Below are 19,949 nucleotides of genomic sequence, written 5' to 3'. Positions count from 1 at the left end.
GCAAAATATCTCTAAGTAGCCGAATAATGTGATTGGGACTGGGCTCTCTGCATTCTAATCCATTGTCTGTAACCGATCACGGAGAGGGAGACATTAACCACAAATACGACCCCGGAGATCCAGTATCTAGTGTGAAAGAATATAATAGAAGAGAAGATATTGGCAAAAAGCCAACACAACCACTGCTCCTTGACTTTGAGAGCCAACCATATCATCCCCACGAAGCTAATCAATGTGGCCAAAGTATCAGCCCAAGGCAGAGAACTAGTATTCTCAGCCGGAATATCAAACCAACCCCAACAGTTGCTCAACAAACCATAGGTAGGAACAGCAAGGAGCACCATACCTAATAAACTCAGAGCAAGAAGTTTTCCCCAGAGTGTGCGTATTTGGCCTTGTTCTGTCCCTTTGGGGTTGCGGGCCCACATGACCCAGCCAATAATCGTGGTTATCAGGTAGTAGGTATTGACAACTACGTTGCCATAGAAGCGAGATTCCATAGAGATATAGATCCAGAAAATAGGAAGTATGACACCTAATGGCCACATCCACATGGAAGCCTTTATCTCGAAGTAGATCCAGAGAAAAGTTATTGCTGCGGCCAGAAGCTCTATGGCATTCTCTTGTAGAAAAGTTGATATAGTATTCCAATCCATATGGCGCAAAGGTAGTTGATAATCCCAAACGAAAGGAAGGTAAACTAAGCTGGGAATACTTGGTTAAAAGGGGGTGCAGAGCTTTCTTGCTGTGCTACGATGATAGCTTCGAAACGAGCATCTGCTGCTCGTGAACTGAGCTTGATAGCTCCCGTACGGAGTAGGCCATCCGAATCAAATGAAGGAGTAGGTAGATCCTCCCCCGAAGCGATCCCTAATCGGAAGACTCCTCGGCTTCCCGGGGATAGAAGTCGCTCAGCGAGCTTAATTGCCAAATGCCCCATTGTCATACGCAGATTGATTTCCACGGCCGGATAGTAAGCGAGTCGATCGTTATTTCGATAAATAAGTTGATCGATCCCCACAAGACCATGATAGAAAGGAGCTAATTCCCTCTCTATAAATTCTTTTGTCCTTCTTTCCGTCTCTCGCAGGAGCTTTCCTCCCACCAGTTCAGATAACCTTTGTCTAATCTCCTCTTGCGGATAGAGCCAATTTCCGATGTAGCTGCCACGCTCAGTCGTCCGAAAAGCCGAATAACCACACAAGTACACTTGCCCCTCCTTTTCTATCACCCACTCCGATGCTAAGTCGGCCACTCTATCAAGTCGTCGCTCAAGCATGAGATGTCCGGATCGGAGAAGAGCATTGTCTATAGCCTGGCGATTTGCTGTTGACAGAGGAATGGAAAGAGGAATAATCCCTCTCCCGGAAGAAGAATAGGGTTGTTTGGCCAAAGCATGACCGGAAAAGGAGGGTGGCAAATTGGTTATCTCGGAAGACGAGTGGAACGGGATAGCAACGAGTTCGGCAGGATAATCAAGGTTTTGAGATAGTTCCCTCATCAATCGTGCAGCGGTTGTGCGATCGATCAAATTACGAACATGGGGATGTTCAGGAGCAAGAGGAAGTAATTTTTGCCCCAGCTTCTCTATTCTTTTTTGGTAGTTTGCAAAGCCGAAAGCTTGTGGTCCCCATGGACACAAGAGCATTGCTTCATTGGAAATCCGATGTCGTGGAAGGTCCCTCTCCTTGGCATAGGCAATGGCCGGTTGTCCAGCACAAAGCAATAAATCTCCTTTGGAGGAAGGGCAAAAAACAGCATCCCTCTCTGTCCCTAGTGCGGCAAATACAGATGAGAGATCCTGCTCCATGCGTCGTACTATGGAGGGAGGAGTATAGGCCGATGCTTTAGGGAACATATAGCTGGCTTCATTTCCCGGGTTAAAGAGAAATAACTGATTCATTTGCGCCCGAAATCCGCCGGGATTTCTGACCAGCTTCCCGTATCCCATTTGTATATGGGAGTTGTGTATGTATTATGCTGAAGCCAGTTCTCTGCCCGTTTGATGAGATCGAAGATCTTCGCATTTTGTTTTGTAGGCAAAAGCAATGTCTTACACTTCTTCTCTCGCACCCAAGCCATCGCGGTACGGCTATCTGTATAGATGGGTAGATCCCATCCTTTCTGTTTGCACAGAGCCAGACCATGCACCAAGGCAAGAAACTCACCAATGTTGTTAGTCCCTCCTGGGAGAGGCCCCACATGAAAGACAAGCTCTTTACTCCACGTGAACACACCTCTATACTCCATATCTCCGGGGTTACCACTACAAGCAGCATCAACAGACAGACTTCGCCAAATTGGCTTATGCTCCCCTCCTTTTTCCTCTGTTCGGGAGCTTTTCGAAGCAGCATGATAGCCAGCTTCGTATGCTGCGATTGCTTCTTCTCGGTTGGGGTAGGCTCTGTATTTGGAATTATTGTATCCCTCTACTTGAGCTTTGCATTCAAGCCAATCATCGTACACACCGGGGTTGTGTCCTTTCCAAACAACATAGCATTTCTGCTTGCGATTCATTGTCTAATATATCCCTCCGCTGTAAAGATTATCGAAATTGTTTTTGCCACTCTCTGTGTCGACAAATTTTTCGTCAGAAAGCTCTTTCTCCAAATTCTGAACCTCTTCGATATTGCCCAGAGAGTTGTATAGTTCGATGAGAGCCTGCAATAGATCTCTGGAAGGAGCCATTCCCTCCTTAGCTTCTAATAGATCTCGAATAGCTGCATCGGTATTTCCAAGTTCACTGCGAAGCCTGGCTTTGGCAACAAGAGCTTCGATACAAAAAGGATTCAGATTCAAAGCTTGTTCGTAATATCTGATTGCTGCTTCATGATTGTAGCTTGATTGGGCCAACTGTGCCATGAGTAAAGGAACGCGTTCTTCTTCTGGCAATAACTCCACAGCTTGCTGCAGACTCTTGTCTGCCTCAGTGGGGAGATTGGCGGAAATCTCTATCTCTGCTTTTAATAGGAGGATTTGTCCCCTTTCCAGGTACAGGTCGAACAGAGAATTCAAGAGAGAGATTGCTTCTTCGTAGCGTTCCAGGCTTCTGAGTGCACGAGCCTTGATCATGGAGAGTTGGTAGTGACTTAGATCTTCTTTGTCCGGTTCAAGAGTGGCTTCAATTGCCAATGCTTTGTCCACATCAGACAAGCTTTCGGCATAGTGATCCATTTCTAACAACAATCGGCCACGACTTAATAGGGTAGGTAGGTGGTTCGGTTCTTCATCCAGCAAGAGCCCCATTTGCCGGAGGGCTTCATCTTTGTTTCCAGCCATAAGCAGAGCTTCCGAATAATAGTAGCGTGTCTCGAACTGAGTGCTCAGCTCCAGTGACTTCTCCAGTGCTGATAGGGCAAATCGTAGTTCTCCAACACGCATGGCACGTATGGCATCGAACTTAAGTGTATCAGCTTGCCGTTCAGATTGTTTTTCTTGTCGACTTTTCTCTTTCTCTGATAAAATAGAGCCTTCGATAGAGGTGTTTTCATCGCTTCTTTGTCCTGACTTGCTTGTTTCTGTAGTCGATTGTTTGGCTGTACCGAACAGATTACGGAAAAATCCCATAAGTCCTTTATTCTGATTTAATGTTGTTTTGTATTTAGCTCGAGGAAATGTGTTGTGCACAAAAAAACTGTCATCCCCAACCTCTAATGCAAGGGGATGACAGCCTTTTAGGGGATACTTCTTTGCAGTACCTGCAACGAGGACTGATCTCTTCTTATTTCTGCTGAATGGCGTTGGTGATAAAGAGCCAGCGTTCTTGACCATTTGGTCTGGCTTTGATCTCTACCATACGTTCCTTACCGGTGGCATTAGCAGAAATTGTTACAGCCGTAGGGCTAGCAGAAGCAGCAATTACATGGCTTTCATCTCCCTCTACCACTAAAATTTCCCAAGCGGCGGCATAGCGTTCCGGTGTAACATACACATTAACGACCTTGCCTTCTTGTGGTATCGGAGAGTCTATGACATCCGAGTGAGCCAAGAAAGGATAGTCCATTGGACCTTGGCAAGTTTCATTAACACAAGAGGTTGAAGAAATCAATATAGCCAATGTGGCGACTGCCAAAGAAACGAAATACTTAATTTTCATAATCGTTGAGTTTTCAAAGTTCTTTTTACTCGCGTCAAAGATAATGAGTCTTTGCGAAAGTGCAAATGTCGCAAACTGCGAGAGAGGCAATGAAGCAACTTCTGTAATACTTGGAGAAAGATACTAAAACCTAATTTGCTGTTGTCAGATCACATTGATTTGGCAACTCACTACCGAGGCTACAGTTAGACTCTGCCACCAAGTAGAGAGGCCGATTTACAACATTTTGATTAATGCGACTAATGTAGCTGCCGATTGTGCCGATAGCCAGCAACTGTACCCCCCCGATAAACATTGTACTGACTAAAAGAGAGGTCCAACCACTCATCGTTTGACCGACGAAGAAGTAGGAGGCAAGGGCGTACAAAATCAACAGAAAAGAGACGATTGACACAAAAAAACCTAAACGAACAACCCATTCCAAGGGTTTTGTCGTGAAGCCTGTGATCCCATCTATTGCCAATGTGAACATTTTGCCGAAGGAGTAACCACTCCTACCATGTCGACGTGGATCTCTGTCGAAAAGGACTGCTGTCTGGCGGTAGCCTATCCAGGAAATTTGAGCCCGAAGGAATTTGTTCCGCTCAGGCATACGTTTTAAGCAATCCACGATCTTACGATCTATGAGTCTAAAGTCCCCGGTGTCGAGAGGAATATGTACAGGGGACGTTGAGTGCAGGAATCGATAGAACAACTTTGCTGTAGTTCTTTTGATCCACCCTTCTCCCGATCTGTGCCGGCGTTGGGCGTAGACCACTTCGTATCCTTCCATGTGTTTTTGGTAGAGCTGAGGGATCAGCTCGGGAGGATCTTGCAAATCTCCGTCTATAATGACAACGGCTTTGCCTCGACAATAGTCCAAGCCAGCAGAGATCGCTACTTGTTGACCAAAATTGCGACTCAGGTCAATGTAAAAAAGATGTGGGTCCGCTTCAGCTAATTGTTTGATAAGACCTAGAGATTTGTCTGTGCTACCGTCATTCACCATTATCAATTCGTAATCGGAGCAGGTCTGACGGGCTGCTATCGAGAGTCTCTCGTACAACTCTGGCAACACTGCACATTCATTGTACACGGGCACGACTATAGAGAGAGAACAAGACATATATCAAAATATCAAACGTGGAGCTTGAAAGGGTGGAACGAGAAGAGTTTCACCACAAAGAAAATCCGAAAAGTCAGGCTTTTCTCTTTTTTCGCAAACAGTGTTTGTAGATTATCGATAGCAACGAACGTGGCATGAAGCGAGGGGGGACACGAAGGCACAGATTGCGTACATACTGCCCTTTGTTGATAAAGCCCATTTTGAGGAAAGTGTTTTGCAAATGAACTTCACTCAGGGCGTATCGCCAGCCTTTACGCCGGCCGTAGGTGTCCCGATTCATTCGGAAGGAGAGCAGTGAGTCTGGCGAACAATAGAGCCGTCCTCCCTGCTGGATAATACGTGCCCAGAGATAGTAATCCTCGAAATAGGGAAAGTGCACATAACCTCCGGCTCGCTGCACACTGCTTTTGCGAAAAGCTACAGCCGGATGATTCATCGGACTGCGATGTTTGGCAAAGCGTACCAATTCTTGATGTTGCTCAGGCAATCGACGAACGGCGACAATATCCTCGGGCGAATCTGTAAACTCGTCTATGGCACTACTGATCACATCGACTTCGGGATGAGCCTGCAGGTAGGCAACCTGTTGTTCAAAGCGATTGCGATGAGCTATGTCATCCGTATCCATGCGGACAATCAACTCGTGCGAACAATGTCGAAGGCCTATATTGAGGGCATTCCCTAAACCTTTGTTTTGAGGCAGACGTATGTATTTGATCTCTTGAGGGTGATGCTGCTTATAGTCGCACAAGATTGTCTCTAATTCCTTCGTTAATGGCCCATCCCAGACGATCACAACCTCCGGTGCCGGCAAGCTCTGTTCGAATATCGACTGCAAACTGTCATGCAAAAAGTTGGGATTTTCCTTGTAGTAGACAGACATCAAAACCGAAAAACAGTCCGAAGCATATGGTGCCTCAGAAAGGGTCGATGCTGTCCCATTGGTGTCCGAACCTTGGTCTGCCCCCTCATTGAGAGGTTTTGAGTCATGAGGTATCCGGCTACTGATCAAAACACTAAGTTGATTATGTGAATTAGTAGAAAGTTTCACCTTCCGGAACGCAAAGGTATTACATTTATTGTGTATCCGTCCCCCTTTTTTTCCCAAATACAGCCTGGAGTTCTTGCATTGTCATCAAGGTTGTATATGAAAGTTTTGCAAAAATATGAAGTTTGGCAATGATGGGGGTGTTATGTAACACAAGAGGCCTTTTGGCTGACGAGCTGAAGCAAAATAGGAGATTGTAGTCCTCAAACAGCTAAATATCCGATTTGCATTATTTACCTCCCTTCGGGATAAGCATTTCGGCCTCTACCATAACAGGGAAGTGATCGGACACTCCTCCGTGATAGTAACTCCCTCGGTAGGTCCGCCGAGGGCGGATTTGTACCGAGCCGAAAGAACGTGGCTCTACGGCTATCGGTGCTGCCACAACACGAAAACTCTGAGGTAGGATACGCAGGGCTGTGTCTTGCAGTGCAAAAGAAGAATACAATATCTGATCTATTTTGCTCCAAACTGATCTATACAAATAGCTACCAGGCGGATCTTTGGGCTGTGGGGATAAGGTGGAGGCATTGATCAGGGCGAAAGAATGGGAAATCGTATCTGTGGATGAGAGGTATTCTTGCACGTTCCTACATCCCAACATATCGGTCGAATTCAATTCCGACGGTTCGGAGTTGAAATCACCCATTACCACTATCAAGGGCCTTGGCTCTTTTTGGCGGATGCTATCTATCGCAGCAAGGAGTTGCGTGGCAGCAGCTCGCCTGTACTTGCTGGTGGTCATAACTCCGCCACGACGTGAGGGAAAGTGACACAAAAGAATATGCAGGCTACGCCAGGATGGTAATAATCCCTTGGCATACAAGATATTTCGAGTGGAGAATTGTGGCTCTTCCGGTAGGCAAACTTCTATCTCATTTTTGTATTGTAGGGCAAAGCAGTCGGGACGATAGAGTAGAGCCACGTCTATTCCTCTTTTGTCAGGACTGTGTGAAATTACATAACGATAGCCTTGTTCAGCGAGTGGAGGGCGAGATACCAGCATCTCCATTACGCTGTCGTTCTCTACTTCGCATAAACCAACAAGAGTCGGCCAGTCGCTTTCCCCTACATGAGATATTACCTCCGTTATCCGATCGAGTTTGCGAAACAATCGCTCCCTTGTCCACTGCAAGCGTCCATCGGGGAGATAGTCATAATCGTTTTTCTCGGGATCGTGTTGGCAATCGAAAAGGTTTTCCACATTCCACTGCATCAGGCGAATGCGCTTGTACGACCGAAGAGGGGCTTCTCCATGAACGGCAAATACATACGATACCCCAAGGATGAGGGGTAATAATAGAAGGAGTGATCGATTCCTCTTACTCATTAACCTTGAGGAAAGTAGGGGCGGAGATATTTTGCTGTCATCGATTCTCCACATAGAGAGGCCTCCTGGGGAGAACCGGCAACCAACAGATGACCACCATTTTCTCCTCCTTCCGGCCCCAGATCTATCAGATAATCGGCTGACTTGATCACTTCGATATTATGCTCAACAACCACGATGGAATGCCCCTTGTCAATAAGAGCATGGAAAGCATCCAGCAGAGTACTGATGTCCTTGAGATGAAGTCCGGTAGTCGGTTCGTCGAAAATGAACAGGGTGGGTTTCAGTAGCTCTACTCCCAGATAGGAGGCCAGTTTCACCCTTTGGTTCTCTCCACCCGAGAGGCTGGAGCTGCTTTGTCCCAGTTTGATGTAACCCAGACCAACTTGCCGAAGGGAGTTTAGCTTGTTTACGATCGTCTTGCAAATACTTACATCTCGATCTTGAGAGAAAAATTCGATTGCTTCATCTACACTCATATTGAGTAGTTGGTAGATATTCACTCCGCGATACTCCACATCGAGAATTTCCTTCCTAAATCTTTTGCCATGGCATTCCTCACATTCCAAAGTCAGATCTGCCATAAATTGCATCTCTACGGTCACAACTCCCTCTCCTTTGCAGCTTTCGCAGCGTCCGCCCTCTTTGTTGAAGCTAAAGAAGTAAGGCATATAGCCCATTTGATCCGAGAGAGGCTGTCGTGCATACAGCTCTCGGATGTGATTGTATGCTCCTATGTAGGTGACCGGATTGGAGCGAGTAGACCTGCCAATGCTGTATTGATCTACATACTGCACATCGTCTATCAAGTTGAGATCCCCGAGGATAGACTTGCATCCCTTGATAGCTCCTCCCGGCTCATAGAAATGAGTGCGAACATTTTCGTAGAAAATATCCCGGACAAGGGTTGTCTTGCCAGATCCACTCACCCCTGATACGACAGTGAGGCAATTCAGAGGGAAGCGTACATCCAAATTTTTCAGATTATTCAGGTATGCCCCCTTCACTTCTATGTATCGATTCACGGGTCGGGTGTGTGCCGGTATGCATATTTGTTCGCGACCGCTTAGGAAAGCAGCTGTATAGCCCGGTGTTTGTCTGTCGATTTTCCGAGGATCACCGCTATATACAACTCTACCCCCTCCACTTCCTGCTTCGGGTCCCATATCTATCAGGAAATCGGCTTTGCGAATTACTTCTTCGTCATGCTCTACGACCACAACAGTATTGCCAGCATCTCTCAATTGCTCCATCACGGCTATCAATCTGGCTGTATCTCTTTGGTGAAGCCCAACCGTTGGCTCGTCCAAGACATAGAGCGAGCCAACCAGATTGCTCCCCAGTTGAGTTGCCAGACTGATACGTTGGCTTTCTCCTCCGGAGAGGGTATCCATTTTGCGAGACAATCCTAAATAACCCAACCCGACCTCTACCAGATAGTATAGTCTCTGATTGATCTCATTCAAGAGCCTCTTGGCGATATACTGGTCTTGCTCGGATAGATTCAAGCGCATAAAGAAGTCTGTTGCCTCGGCGATGGTCTTGTCGCATAGCTCGGCTATGTTGAGCCCTCCGATACGTACACAGAGAGCTTCGGGCGATAGGCGTGCTCCTTTGCAGTCGGGGCAGATAGTACGCCCTCTGAAATGAGCCAGACGTACTCTGTTTTGGATCTTGTGCATTCCGGCCTGGAGCATGGCAAAGTAGTCGTCTATACCTTCTATTTTGGGGTAGCCGTTCTGAGCTTTTACTCCTTTCCAAAGCAACTCTCGTTCGCTTGTTGCCAATTCGCGGTAAGGCTTATGGATAGGGAACGAGTAGGCCGAGGCATTTTGCATGAAAGCTTCAAGCCATTCTCGGCTTTTTACACCTGACCAACAGCTTACTGCCCCCTCGTAGACGGAGAGGGTGGGATCGGGGATTACCAATTGTTCGTCTATCCCCATTACGGCACCGAATCCATTGCATGTAGGGCAGGCTCCTATAGGGGTGTTAAAACTGAAAAGTTGAGGTGTTGGGTCTTTGAACTCCAAACCATCCCGTTCAAAGCTTTTGCTGAAGAGGAGCTCCTGCCATTGTCCATCAGGTTGCTCTACACGCAGGAGGCAGTGACCATGCCCTTCATAAAAGGCATTTTCGGCCGAATCTGCCAACCGGCTCCGCAAATTTGCCGAGTCGGAGTGGTCGATGAGCAGCCTGTCTATCATCAATTTAAGTTCCTCTACCGGAGCTTGCGAGGGATCTTGCAAATAATCACTTATGCGCAAAATCTTCTGATGCCACATCATGCGACTGTAGCCCTGCCGAAGAAGCAGATCTAAGGCACTGTAGTCGTTTTTCCTCCGTTTGGCCGGTAACGACAAATCAACCAGTAAGTAGCAGCGACTGCCTTCGGCCAAATTCATTGCGGCTTCTACCACATCTTTGATCCCCTCTCGCTTGACTTCCTCTCCACTGATAGGCGAGATCGTCTTGCCTATGCGAGCGAAAAGCAAGCGGAAGTATTCGTATAGTTCGGTTGATGTGGCTACGGTAGAGCGTGGACTTCTGGCCGAGACATGTTGCTCGATAGCAATAGCTGGAGGGATACCCTTGATATAGGTACACTCAGGCTTGGGCATGCGTCCCAGAAACTGGCGAGCATAAGCCGAAAGACTTTCTACATACCTTCTCTGTCCTTCAGCATAGAGCGTATCGAAGGCCAGAGAACTTTTGCCGGATCCCGACAAGCCACTCACCACTACCAGACGACCTCTGGGTATCTCCAGGTCAATCTCTTTGAGGTTGTTTACTCGTACACCTTTGAGACTGATGTATTCGTCGGTTGTTGTTACTGTCTGTTTCATTGTTCACAGAGGTATGATTGTTGTCTGGCTATCCTTCTTAGCTCAGTTGGAATCCTATCTTTCGTAAAATCTCTCTTATACCTGCCTCTCCACCACGGATGTGATAAGCCTGTGGCTCTCGAGGATAAATATAGCTCTTGCGCATCTGCTCGAACTGCTCCGGCATTTTTCGCAAAGCGCAGTCGGTGCGTTCCGTGTCGAGTGTATGCAAAATAGCTCTGTACACAAGTTCGGATTGAGGAACACTCTGGCTCCAAAGATCAAGATCTATCACGGAATTTTGGGGTGCTGGTGGTTGCATACTTTCTTTGGCAGGAAAAGAAACACCAAAAAAGTCAGCTATTGCTTCGAGACAAAGACGTGCTCCGTTGCTTTTCCCATCTGCGGAAAAGCCGGCAATATGGGGGGTAGCAATGTTGCAGAGCTGTACCAGCTCGCGGTCTATTTGTGGTTCCCCTTCCCAACAATCACATACTAAACCGGAGATTTGACCATTGTGGATAGCTCTGATCAAAGCAGGGGTGTCACAGATCCCCCCTCTGGCTGCATTGATGAGGAGAGGATTCTGCTCCAGATGATCCAGGAAAGGAGTGTTTACTAAATGGTGAGTAGGGTGGGTCGTTTGTTTTGTGAGAGGGGTGTGTAGGGTAATAATGTGGCTCTCTGCCCAAATCTGTTCGATAGAGGCAAATCCTTGGGCCCCTTCTTGCTCAGCTCTGGGTGGGTCGTTGCGCAGAACACGCATTCCCAAGGCCGAGCAAAGTCGGTCCACCTCTTTGCCAACATGTCCGACCCCTATGATGCCTATTGTTCGCCCAGAAAGCTCCGACAAATGCCCCTTTAGAATCAGAGAGGATAAAACCGAAATTACGTACTGAGCAACCGCTGAGGCATTGCAGCCGGTTGCCGTACGCCAAGCAATGTTGGCTCTACGACAATAGTCGACGTCTATGTGGTCGTAACCGGCAGTGGCCGTGCAAATCAGTTTTACTGCACTCCCCCGGAGCAGCTCCTCTGTACAACGGGTCACTGAGCGCACTATCAGCGCATCGGCTCCGGCAATGTTTTCAGGGGAGAAATCCTCGTTGGGGAGGTAATGAACATCCCCGAGCTTTTCTGCCACCCCACGGAGGTAAGGCACGGAAGCCTCTGCCACAATTTGTAATCCCATGTCTCTACTATTACGTAAGAACTATAGTCTTGAAATTTTGATTGGATATTTATTCGTCGAACAAATCATCTTCGTCCCAATCGAAATCCGTTGTGCCGGTAAGTTCCTTTGCGTCTTCTGCTGCCAGATAGTTGAACTGGCTCTCTCCGCTTAGGAAGTTTTGCCCGAATTGTTCCAGTTCGCGTCTGTCTCGTTTGGTTGGCCTACCTAACCCCTTGGCTCGATCCACAAACCCGGAAATCTTGTTCATCTCCAGAATTTCATATTCAGACGCCGGTGTAACGTTGCGCATATAATCGGGAACCAGTTTTGCTCCCATGCGGTTGGTGCTAAGTCCCAATACCTCGAAGCTGTAAGTGACCGGAGGTTTGCGCACGGCAACGACATCGCCTATTTTTACATTACGCCCCGGCTTGGCCAATTGTCCTCCGATTGTCACACGCCCCATCTTGCAAGCTTGGGTGGCTATGCTGCGAGTTTTGAATATTCGCACGGCCCACAGCCATTTATCTATACGTACTTCTTCCATTAGGCAAAATCATGTAGCATACTCCGAAAACGATCGGATCATCGGCAAAGGTAATAAGAGACGCTGCATGGACTTCAAAGAAAGTTGGTTTTTAGGGCGACTCTTTGGGAGAGGTATGAGCCTGAGCCTTTAGATGTCGATAACAGTACAATGGGTGCAGTATAATGCCACTTCCTCAATCCGAAAGAAATGTTCCCGAGATGATCTGAAAAAAAGAACTACAAGTTCATTCTCAAGGAAAAGAATGGCTATCTCTCCCTTACATATGTTATAAGGAACGAAAGAGAGACAGCCTTCTTTGCATTGAGATCTTGAGAAATCCGAAGAAAATTTTAGCGATTGGCCTTCTTCTCGGAGTTGTTATACCACTCGAAATACTGTTTAGTATGGTTCCTCCCGGATTCCAACAGGGCTCTTTTGATATCGTCTCCGATATGGAAATCCGTTGATTTGACGCCAAGAGTATCGATATAAATTGTCCGTTGCCAATCATCGCTGTGCAGATGGGTATTATCCTGTACGCTGATAAGAGTCTTGATCAGAGAAAAAGTGTAATCCCAGAAATTCTCTATTCGCCTTATAGGAGCTTCGGACTGATCGCGAAAAGAAGCTATCTCCTCCTTTGAATCGAGCCTGAAACCTAACGTCTGTTTGTTATACACGTAGTCAGTTATCTTCCGGCTTTTGAGTCTGATACTCCGATTGATCTCCTCGTAATAATCTGTCCGTCTCCAATCAGAGGTTACGTATTTGCGTCTGTCGAAGATTTTCACTGGATAGTTGTCTAGTACCCCTCCATCTACATATAAGTCACCACGAAAATTCCGTTTGGCAGAGAAGAACAGAGGTATGGACATCGATATACGGGCTGCATCAGCTATGCAGAAACGAGGAGAATGCTCATGGGAGAATACCTCGGAATAGCCAGTAGATAGATTGGTGCCCACCAAATAGATCTCTTTGGTGTTGAGACCACACGATGAGTGTTTCAAGTCATCGAATGTTGCCTCTGTGTTTCCCAGCTTGCGGGCTATAAGGTCTGCGATCCATGAACGAAAGAAATCCCCCTTATACCAACCATATTCATTCAATAAACGATGACAGTCCTGAATTAAGCCCCAAGAGTCATCAAGGAATTTTTTGAAGTCCAACCCCCACACAATCTCTTTGACTTCTTCCAGAGTATAGCCCACCCCCAAGAGTACTGCCATAATCGCTCCGGCCGATGTTCCGGCCACTCTCTTGATATTTGGGTATATCTGTTCCTGTTCCAATACTTCCAGAGCTCCCACGTAGGCAAGCCCTTTCATCCCACCTCCCTCGAAAACGAGATTTTGAAAGAAATAACTTTTTTGTTCTGCCATGGTCGTTACCTCCTTTATTCTATTATATAGATAATATGAAACCGAAAGAGTCCTTTGGAGATACTGTCTACACGCAAAGCTCCCCTCTCTTCGCTCTCCTGGCAAAAGGAAGCCGGAGACTACGCTTTGGAGTCATAATGAAATCGAGTCGGGCAAATCCCCCCCCCTCTCTCCCCTGATGATGGTTTCTCAGAGAACTCCTGACGGTTGTAGCGTGAGCCAAGGTAGCAATAGTGTTTGATTTTGCAAATCTCTGCCATATCAATCGGTTGTATTAAAATGCTCGGGCAGATAGTATTCTCTTGTTAGAGCTATATATTGGGGATGATAGCACCCATCTCTGTTCCGTATGACAAGAGACTCGATATAAGGAGATGGAAGAGGCTCTTTGTTGATACGTAGATTTTGCCACAGGCTCAAAGTTCGTTTGGCTGCCTTTCCTTCAACCGTGTGAATATGGCAAAGGCGTACCAATCCCAACCGCTCCGAGGTGGCACATAGTCGTAGCTGCTCCATTCTGTCAGTGGGGCACACGATACCGACCAATCCTTTTGCTGACAAGAGAGGGCCTACAGAATGTAGTAGTTGTGCCAAGGTGAAACCTTCTCCCTGATGTCGAGCCAGATTACGAGTTGTCTGTGCAGACTTCAGGCTATTTGAGAAGTATGGTGGGTTGCTTACGATCAGATCGTACGAATAATTGCTGAGCTCTGCAGGAAGAGAGATGATGTCCCCTTCGACGATTTTCACCCGATCGGCAAAGGGAGACAATTCGGCATTTCTTGTGGCAGTGAGAGAAGCTGCCGAGTCTATCTCCAGCCCATGTATCTGTGCAGTAGGTAGAGCTTGAGCCAACATCATACCGATAAGTCCCGATCCGCAGCCAACGTCAAGTATGCTGGTCAAGGACTCAGAGACATGACGGCCGACCCATGCACCCAGTAAGACGCCATCTGTGCCAATTCGCATAGCGCAGTTGCTCTGAGAGAGAGCAAAGCGACGGAAGCAAAACACATCTTCGCTTGTTTTCATGTAGCAAAGCTAAGTGATAAGAGGTATATCAAACCCTCGGATGTTGGGAATGTACATGAGATCCTACAATCTCGTGTGTATTTGCAATCGGGTATGGTTCAGATAGGGGAAGAGGAACGAATACCGGGTTTGTTGCCCTCGGATCTAACTTTCACTGACTGTTTTGTTCTGTAAATTTCCATTCGCAGAGAAAAGCAAAAAAATAGAGAGAAAAGGGGCTGCTGTAGGTGAGCAAATACAACCCTTCTTATAGGCTTTTTGTCGCCCTTCCAGAATGTCGATGAATAGGGCGTTTCAGGAAGGTCGAAATTCTCTCCTGAGAAAAAATTTGCTCTCTCCTGTGTTAGCGAAAATTCTCTCAGGAGAGAATTTTTGTTTTCTCCCGTGTCAGCAAAGAGTGCCTCCCATGAGCTTCAAAAAAGAGAGGAAAAATACTGCCAAAATGACCCCGATTCGAGTAGAAATAGCTCGGTAGAAAGAAAATATAATAATATATAGATAAACATTCTAATGCGTTTTTTATGTATTTCAAAGGGGTGGCTCGAGAGTTTGAGATCGTAGGATAGGGGCTCCTGCCATTGGTTTTTCTTTTCCTTGGAACTTTGAACTTTTCGCTCAAGTCGTTTGTTCCGGAAACAAAGCAAATTGAGTAATAAAATCAGGCCGTCGGCTTGTCCGTCGGTGAAAAATTAGAAGAATATCGACTTATGAGAATTTCAGAAAACGTTTGTCGTGCCATCAACGACCAGATCAATGCCGAAATGTGGTCTTCCAACCTTTACTTGTCCATGTCTATGCACTTCAAGAACGAAGGTTACAATGGTTTTGCCAAGTGGCTTTTTGCCCAAAGCCGTGAGGAATTGGAGCATGCCTACGAAATGGCAGACTACCTTAACAAAAGAGGAGGAAAGGTAGAGATCGGAGCTATTGCTGAAGTACCTGTGAAGTTTGGGACTCCCTTGGACGTTTTCGAGCAGGTCTATGAGCATGAATGCCATGTGACACAGTTGATCGAAGGGGTTGTTCGTGTAGCCAGTGAAGCTCGTGATATGGCCAGTCAGGACTTTTTCTGGAAGTTTATCCGTGAGCAGGTGGAAGAAGAAGATACCGCAGCCGGGATCGTGAACGACATTAGATTGGCCGGAGGCGTACATCTGACACTTATTGATCAGGCATTGGGCACTCGTCAGGCATAAGCGTGAAAAAACTCTACAGACAGCAGTCGCCCGGCTGTTGCTGATTCTATTCCCTTTCGGGTTTAGCGGGACAGACACACCGGTCTCTGGCACAAGGCTGTGAGGGATGGTGTGTCTGTGCTTTTTTGTCCTGATTTTTCGCTTCTCGTGGGCTCATTCTCCGAAATGAATGGCCAGGCCTGTCTCTGGCCTACAGCTGGAATATAATAAGAGGAGAAGGAGTGGCGTTGTGTCTGTTGGCAGCTGTGAATGGCAGGGATTGTCATCTCTCGGTTGTCCTTTTTGGAAGTAAAACTCAAAATAATTGTAAGAAGTAAAGATGAAGAAGTATTGGAAGTATGCAGTTCTTTCGCTCTCTGTGGTAGCCTTGAGTGCCACCACTACAGTCGTTACTCATCGGGTGCTTTCCTCCGATACAGCAGGAGAAGATATTCCTACTGAAGAAGTTTACGGATTCAAGCAGGCTCGGTACAGGCAGGTGGCCGAAGGTATCGGTGGATTACCCGACCTTACAGCCGCAGCCGAATCTTCGGTTCATGCTGTGGTGCATATTAAGATAGAGGGGCGTCAGCAAGTCGATCAACAATATGTCGATCCGTTTGAATTTTTCTTCGGAGGAGGAAGTCGCAGTTTTCAGCGTCCACAGACACGGCCGGTCGTAGGATATGGCTCAGGTGTAATCATAAGTACAGATGGTTATATCATTACGAACAACCACGTGATAGAGAAGGCTAATGAAATTACGGTTCGCTTGAATGATAACCGCTCTTTCAAGGCTAAACTGGTGGGAAGTGATCCTGCCACCGATATTGCTTTGATCAAAGTAGAGGCCAAAAATTTGCCCACAATACCTTTTGGTAATTCGGATGATTTGCGTTTAGGAGAGTGGGTCCTTGCTGTTGGTAATCCCTTCAATTTGACTTCCACAGTCACAGCCGGTATTGTCAGTGCCAAAGCTCGGTCTACCATCGCCCAAGGGTCGCGCTTGCAGGTAGAATCTTTTATTCAAACCGATGCGGCTGTCAATCCTGGTAATAGTGGCGGTGCCTTGGTAAATGGAAAAGGGGAATTGGTTGGTATCAATACGATGTTGTATTCGCAGACAGGTAATTATGCTGGTTACTCTTTCGCTGTGCCTATCAGCATAGCCTCTAAGGTTGTTGCCGATCTCAAAGAATATGGGACTGTGCAGCGTGCCGTGATGGGTATCCAGTGCTCCGATATAGAAGAGTCCTTGACTGAGAAGTACAACCTGAAAGTACACAACGGAGCCGTCGTTGTAGGTTTTGCCGATGTCAGTTCGGCTCTGGCTGCCGGAATAAAAGAGGGTGACGTCATCACCTCGATAGGTGGGCAGAAAGTTGTGAATATGGCTTCTATGCTTGATTTGTTGGCTCGTCACCGCCCGGGAGATAAAGTCGAGATCGGAGTGAACCGGGGAGGCTCTGTCAAGAAGATGTTCGTGACACTCAAGAATACTCAAGGAGGAGTCAATATTCTCAAACCACAGGATATTGATGTGCTTGGAGCTTCTTTTGAGCAAATCGATGAAGAGACGCGTATCAGTTATGGGATTTCTTATGGTATTCGGGTGGAGAATTTGAGTGCCGGTAAGATGCGTCAAGTCGGAGTTCGTCCCGGCTATATCCTTCTTTCGATCAACAATGAACCGATGCGTAGCCCGGAGGATGTCAGACGTATCGTATCGGAAGTCTCCAATAGCAAAGGGCGGGATAGAACTCTCGTGATAAAGGGTTTCTATCCTTCCGAAGGGAATATAAAGTACTATACCATAGAACTCGACAAAAAGCCCTGATGAGAAAAAAGTCGTACCTTTGCCCGTCGGCGCACATTGTGGTGCCGGCGGATGAGGGTTCGGCCATGCTGGCACACTTCTCGCTTATTTGGTTATTTGGCTCTGATCGGTAAAATCGGCTGTGGCTTCGGCTGCACGTGCATATTAGAGCTCCTTTGGGAGAGTTTTAGTCGTAACAAGTAGATACAAGTATAGAGGATAGATGAGGCAGTTAAAGATATCGAAGTCCATTACCAACCGTGAGAGTGCATCTCTGGACAAGTATTTGCAGGAAATAGGCCGTGAGGAGCTTATTTCAGTGGAAGAAGAGGTGGAGTTGGCTCAAGCGATCAGACGAGGAGATCGCCGAGCTCTCGAAAAACTCACCAGGGCCAATCTGCGCTTTGTGGTTTCCGTAGCCAAGCAGTATCAGAATCAAGGATTGAGCCTGCCCGACTTGATCAACGAGGGTAATCTCGGGTTGATCAAAGCTGCCGAAAAATTCGATGAGACGCGCGGGTTTAAGTTCATATCCTATGCTGTGTGGTGGATTCGTCAGTCCATATTGCAGGCTTTGGCCGAGCAGTCGCGTATTGTGCGCCTGCCATTGAACCAGGTTGGTACGCTCAATAAGATTACCAAGGCTCTTCAACGTTTTGAGCAGGAGAATGAACGACGTCCTTCCTCTTCCGAGCTGGCCAAGGAATTAGATTTGCCCGAGGATAAAATTACCGATACGTTGAAAGTCTCCGGCCGCCACATTTCTGTGGATGCTCCTTTCGTGGAGGGAGAAGACAACAGCTTGCTTGATGTTTTGGTCAATGATGATACGCCCAATACGGATACCTCTCTGATGAATGAGTCCTTGGCGCAGGAGATAGATCGTGCGCTCTCTACGCTTACCGAACGTGAAGCCGAAATCGTAAAACTGTTCTTTGGAATTGGGGAAAGGCAGGAGATGACACTCGAAGAGATAGGTGATACCTTTGGTCTGACTCGTGAGCGTGTGCGTCAAATCAAGGAAAAAGCAATTCGTAGACTGAGACAAAGTAACCGTTGTAAATTACTCAAGGGATATTTGGGTTAAGGCTTTTTGCTCTCTCTTTTTTAGTGATATTTTTTGTGTCCGCCGTTTTCTTCAGAAAGGAGAAGCGGCGGCTTTTTTATTTTGCCCGACTCCGATGAATGATGTAGCAATCATGAAGAAACCTTTGTGCGGACTCCAAAATGGCAATTAAAACTTGTCATTTTGTTGACTTTGCAGAACAGGGTAATCTGGGGCATTGAGACTGGAAGTGCTTGTAGTACATGGTCAAGCCTGAATATCGTCGAAAATAATACAGCGCGAGCCGTGTTGTGCGGTAGCCTCTCATTTGGCTATCTTCGTCCAAGATTATGGAACAGCAGATACGGAAGCGTTTGCTCATCACGGGAGCTTCGGGCTTTATTGGTGGATATTTGGTGGAGGAAGCCCTCAAACAGGGTTTTGAGGTCTGGGCAGCAGTGCGCACTCACAGCTCGAGATCGAGACTTACAGATCCTCGTATTCGATTTGTGGAGGTGGATTACAGCTCCAGCGATGCCATACGGAACTTGGCCAATCGATTGGCTCCTCCGGGAGAGCCGGCTTGGCATTACGTGATTCACAATGCCGGTGTCACGAAGACAGCCAAACGATCTGTTTTTTATGAAGTGAATGCCCTGCAAACGCACTGTTTGGTAGAGGGATTGTCCACCGCCGAATGCCGGCCTGAACGTTTTGTGCTGATGAGTAGCTTGGGGACCTATGGCCCACCCATCGTCTCTGGACATCCTACCAAAGAAAGCGATAGACAGCAGCCTAACACTGATTATGGCAAATCCAAGCTGTTGGGGGAACGGTATGTATTACAAGGAGGCATCCCTTATTCTATCATGCACTTGACCGGTGTTTATGGTCCCGGAGACAGAGATTATCTGATGGCTATACAGGCTATTAATAAGGGGTGGGACCTGACGGCCGGGTTGAGTAAGCAGATTTTGACCTTCGTCTATGCTTCTGATGTGGCGGAAGCTACTCTCTTTGTTCTGACCAATCCGCGAGCCGAAGGGAAACGCTACATGCTTACCGATGGTGGTGTATATACCGATGCCGAATTTGGCCGTTTGGTACAGTCTCTCTTGGGTAAATCTCGGGTCTTTCATTTGGGCATTCCTCTTCCGTTTGTTTTTCTGGCCTGCTTTGTCGGGGAGTGTGTTGGTCGTCTTTGTGGGAAGATCACACCGCTCAATCTGGACAAATATCGGATCTTCAGGCAGAGGTCCTGGCTTTGCGATGATACTCCGATACGGCAATTGGGCTTTACTCCCAAGGTGGGATTGACAGAGGGGCTCAGGCGTACCATAGAGGAGGCTCGCTCCCAAGGACTCCTTTAGAGAAAGGTTTATGTTGGCTATT

General features: G+C 47.1%; 17 protein-coding genes. 4 read left to right on the top strand and 13 right to left on the bottom strand.

The genetic code is table 11. The features are described 5' to 3' along the window. Positions 1-11 precede the first annotated feature (11 nt). From pnuC to B5D48_RS02890, 13 genes are all read right to left on the bottom strand, one after another. Positions 12-656, bottom strand: a complete 645-nt coding sequence (gene pnuC / locus B5D48_RS02950) for a nicotinamide riboside transporter PnuC (RefSeq protein WP_023935820.1) — start codon at positions 654-656, stop codon at positions 12-14. A gap of 44 nt (positions 657-700) precedes the next feature. Next, entirely contained in the window at positions 701-1,951 is a 1,251-nt protein-coding gene (locus B5D48_RS02945) for a hypothetical protein (RefSeq protein ID WP_143742793.1), read from the bottom strand. Beyond that, positions 1,900-2,517: a ribonuclease H1 domain-containing protein gene (locus B5D48_RS02940; protein WP_023935823.1), complete on the bottom strand. Its 618-nt coding sequence runs from the start codon at positions 2,515-2,517 to the stop codon at positions 1,900-1,902. Before B5D48_RS02940 ends, B5D48_RS02945 begins: the two co-directional genes overlap by 52 nt. A 3-nt stretch (positions 2,518-2,520) precedes the next feature. Further along, entirely contained in the window at positions 2,521-3,567 is a 1,047-nt protein-coding gene (locus B5D48_RS02935) for a tetratricopeptide repeat protein (protein ID WP_023935825.1), read from the bottom strand. Positions 3,568-3,721: 154 nt separating this feature from the next. After that, complete coding sequence (locus tag B5D48_RS02930; RefSeq protein WP_023935828.1) at positions 3,722-4,096, bottom strand: hypothetical protein; 375 nt, start codon at positions 4,094-4,096, stop codon at positions 3,722-3,724. Between the two features lie 130 nt (positions 4,097-4,226). Continuing rightward, the gene (locus B5D48_RS02925) at positions 4,227-5,201 is read right to left on the bottom strand and encodes a glycosyltransferase family 2 protein (protein WP_023935830.1); all 975 of its coding nucleotides are present in this window, start codon (positions 5,199-5,201) and stop codon (positions 4,227-4,229) included. A 73-nt stretch (positions 5,202-5,274) separates the two neighbouring features. Continuing rightward, positions 5,275-6,252: a glycosyltransferase gene (locus B5D48_RS02920; RefSeq protein ID WP_234985388.1), complete on the bottom strand. Its 978-nt coding sequence runs from the start codon at positions 6,250-6,252 to the stop codon at positions 5,275-5,277. A gap of 226 nt (positions 6,253-6,478) precedes the next feature. Next, the gene (locus tag B5D48_RS02915) at positions 6,479-7,579 is read right to left on the bottom strand and encodes an endonuclease/exonuclease/phosphatase family protein (RefSeq protein ID WP_023935836.1); all 1,101 of its coding nucleotides are present in this window, start codon (positions 7,577-7,579) and stop codon (positions 6,479-6,481) included. Next, positions 7,579-10,425: an excinuclease ABC subunit UvrA gene (uvrA, locus tag B5D48_RS02910; protein ID WP_023935837.1), complete on the bottom strand. Its 2,847-nt coding sequence runs from the start codon at positions 10,423-10,425 to the stop codon at positions 7,579-7,581. The genes B5D48_RS02915 and uvrA overlap by 1 nt, the downstream gene beginning before the upstream one ends. A gap of 37 nt (positions 10,426-10,462) precedes the next feature. After that, positions 10,463-11,596, bottom strand: coding sequence for a 4-phosphoerythronate dehydrogenase (locus B5D48_RS02905; RefSeq protein WP_023935838.1), 1,134 nt, complete (start codon positions 11,594-11,596; stop codon positions 10,463-10,465). A 49-nt stretch (positions 11,597-11,645) separates the two neighbouring features. Further along, positions 11,646-12,125: an RNA-binding S4 domain-containing protein gene (locus B5D48_RS02900; RefSeq protein WP_023939804.1), complete on the bottom strand. Its 480-nt coding sequence runs from the start codon at positions 12,123-12,125 to the stop codon at positions 11,646-11,648. 332 nt (positions 12,126-12,457) lie between these two features. Further along, complete coding sequence (locus tag B5D48_RS02895; RefSeq protein WP_023935843.1) at positions 12,458-13,489, bottom strand: patatin-like phospholipase family protein; 1,032 nt, start codon at positions 13,487-13,489, stop codon at positions 12,458-12,460. Between the two features lie 261 nt (positions 13,490-13,750). Further along, on the bottom strand, positions 13,751-14,521 hold the full coding sequence (locus B5D48_RS02890) for a tRNA1(Val) (adenine(37)-N6)-methyltransferase (protein WP_023935847.1): 771 nt from the start codon (positions 14,519-14,521) through the stop codon (positions 13,751-13,753). Positions 14,522-15,228: 707 nt separating this feature from the next. On the opposite strand from B5D48_RS02890, the gene B5D48_RS02880 reads away from it, so the two are divergent. The 4 genes from B5D48_RS02880 to B5D48_RS02865 all read left to right on the top strand — a co-directional run bounded on the left by B5D48_RS02880 (position 15,229) and on the right by B5D48_RS02865 (position 19,927). After that, positions 15,229-15,717, top strand: coding sequence for a ferritin (locus B5D48_RS02880; RefSeq protein ID WP_023935849.1), 489 nt, complete (start codon positions 15,229-15,231; stop codon positions 15,715-15,717). Positions 15,718-16,036: 319 nt separating this feature from the next. After that, a complete protein-coding gene (locus tag B5D48_RS02875; protein ID WP_023935851.1) occupies positions 16,037-17,533 on the top strand; it encodes a Do family serine endopeptidase in 1,497 nt (498 codons plus the stop codon). A 202-nt stretch (positions 17,534-17,735) separates the two neighbouring features. Beyond that, on the top strand, positions 17,736-18,599 hold the full coding sequence (locus B5D48_RS02870) for a sigma-70 family RNA polymerase sigma factor (RefSeq protein ID WP_023935854.1): 864 nt from the start codon (positions 17,736-17,738) through the stop codon (positions 18,597-18,599). Positions 18,600-18,907: 308 nt separating this feature from the next. Continuing rightward, a complete protein-coding gene (locus B5D48_RS02865; RefSeq protein ID WP_023935856.1) occupies positions 18,908-19,927 on the top strand; it encodes an NAD-dependent epimerase/dehydratase family protein in 1,020 nt (339 codons plus the stop codon). Positions 19,928-19,949: the final 22 nt, after the last annotated feature.

Source organism: Porphyromonas crevioricanis (assembly GCF_900167225.1).
Lineage (GTDB): Bacteria > Bacteroidota > Bacteroidia > Bacteroidales > Porphyromonadaceae > Porphyromonas > Porphyromonas crevioricanis.
This window is presented reverse-complemented; position numbering and strand designations above follow the sequence as displayed.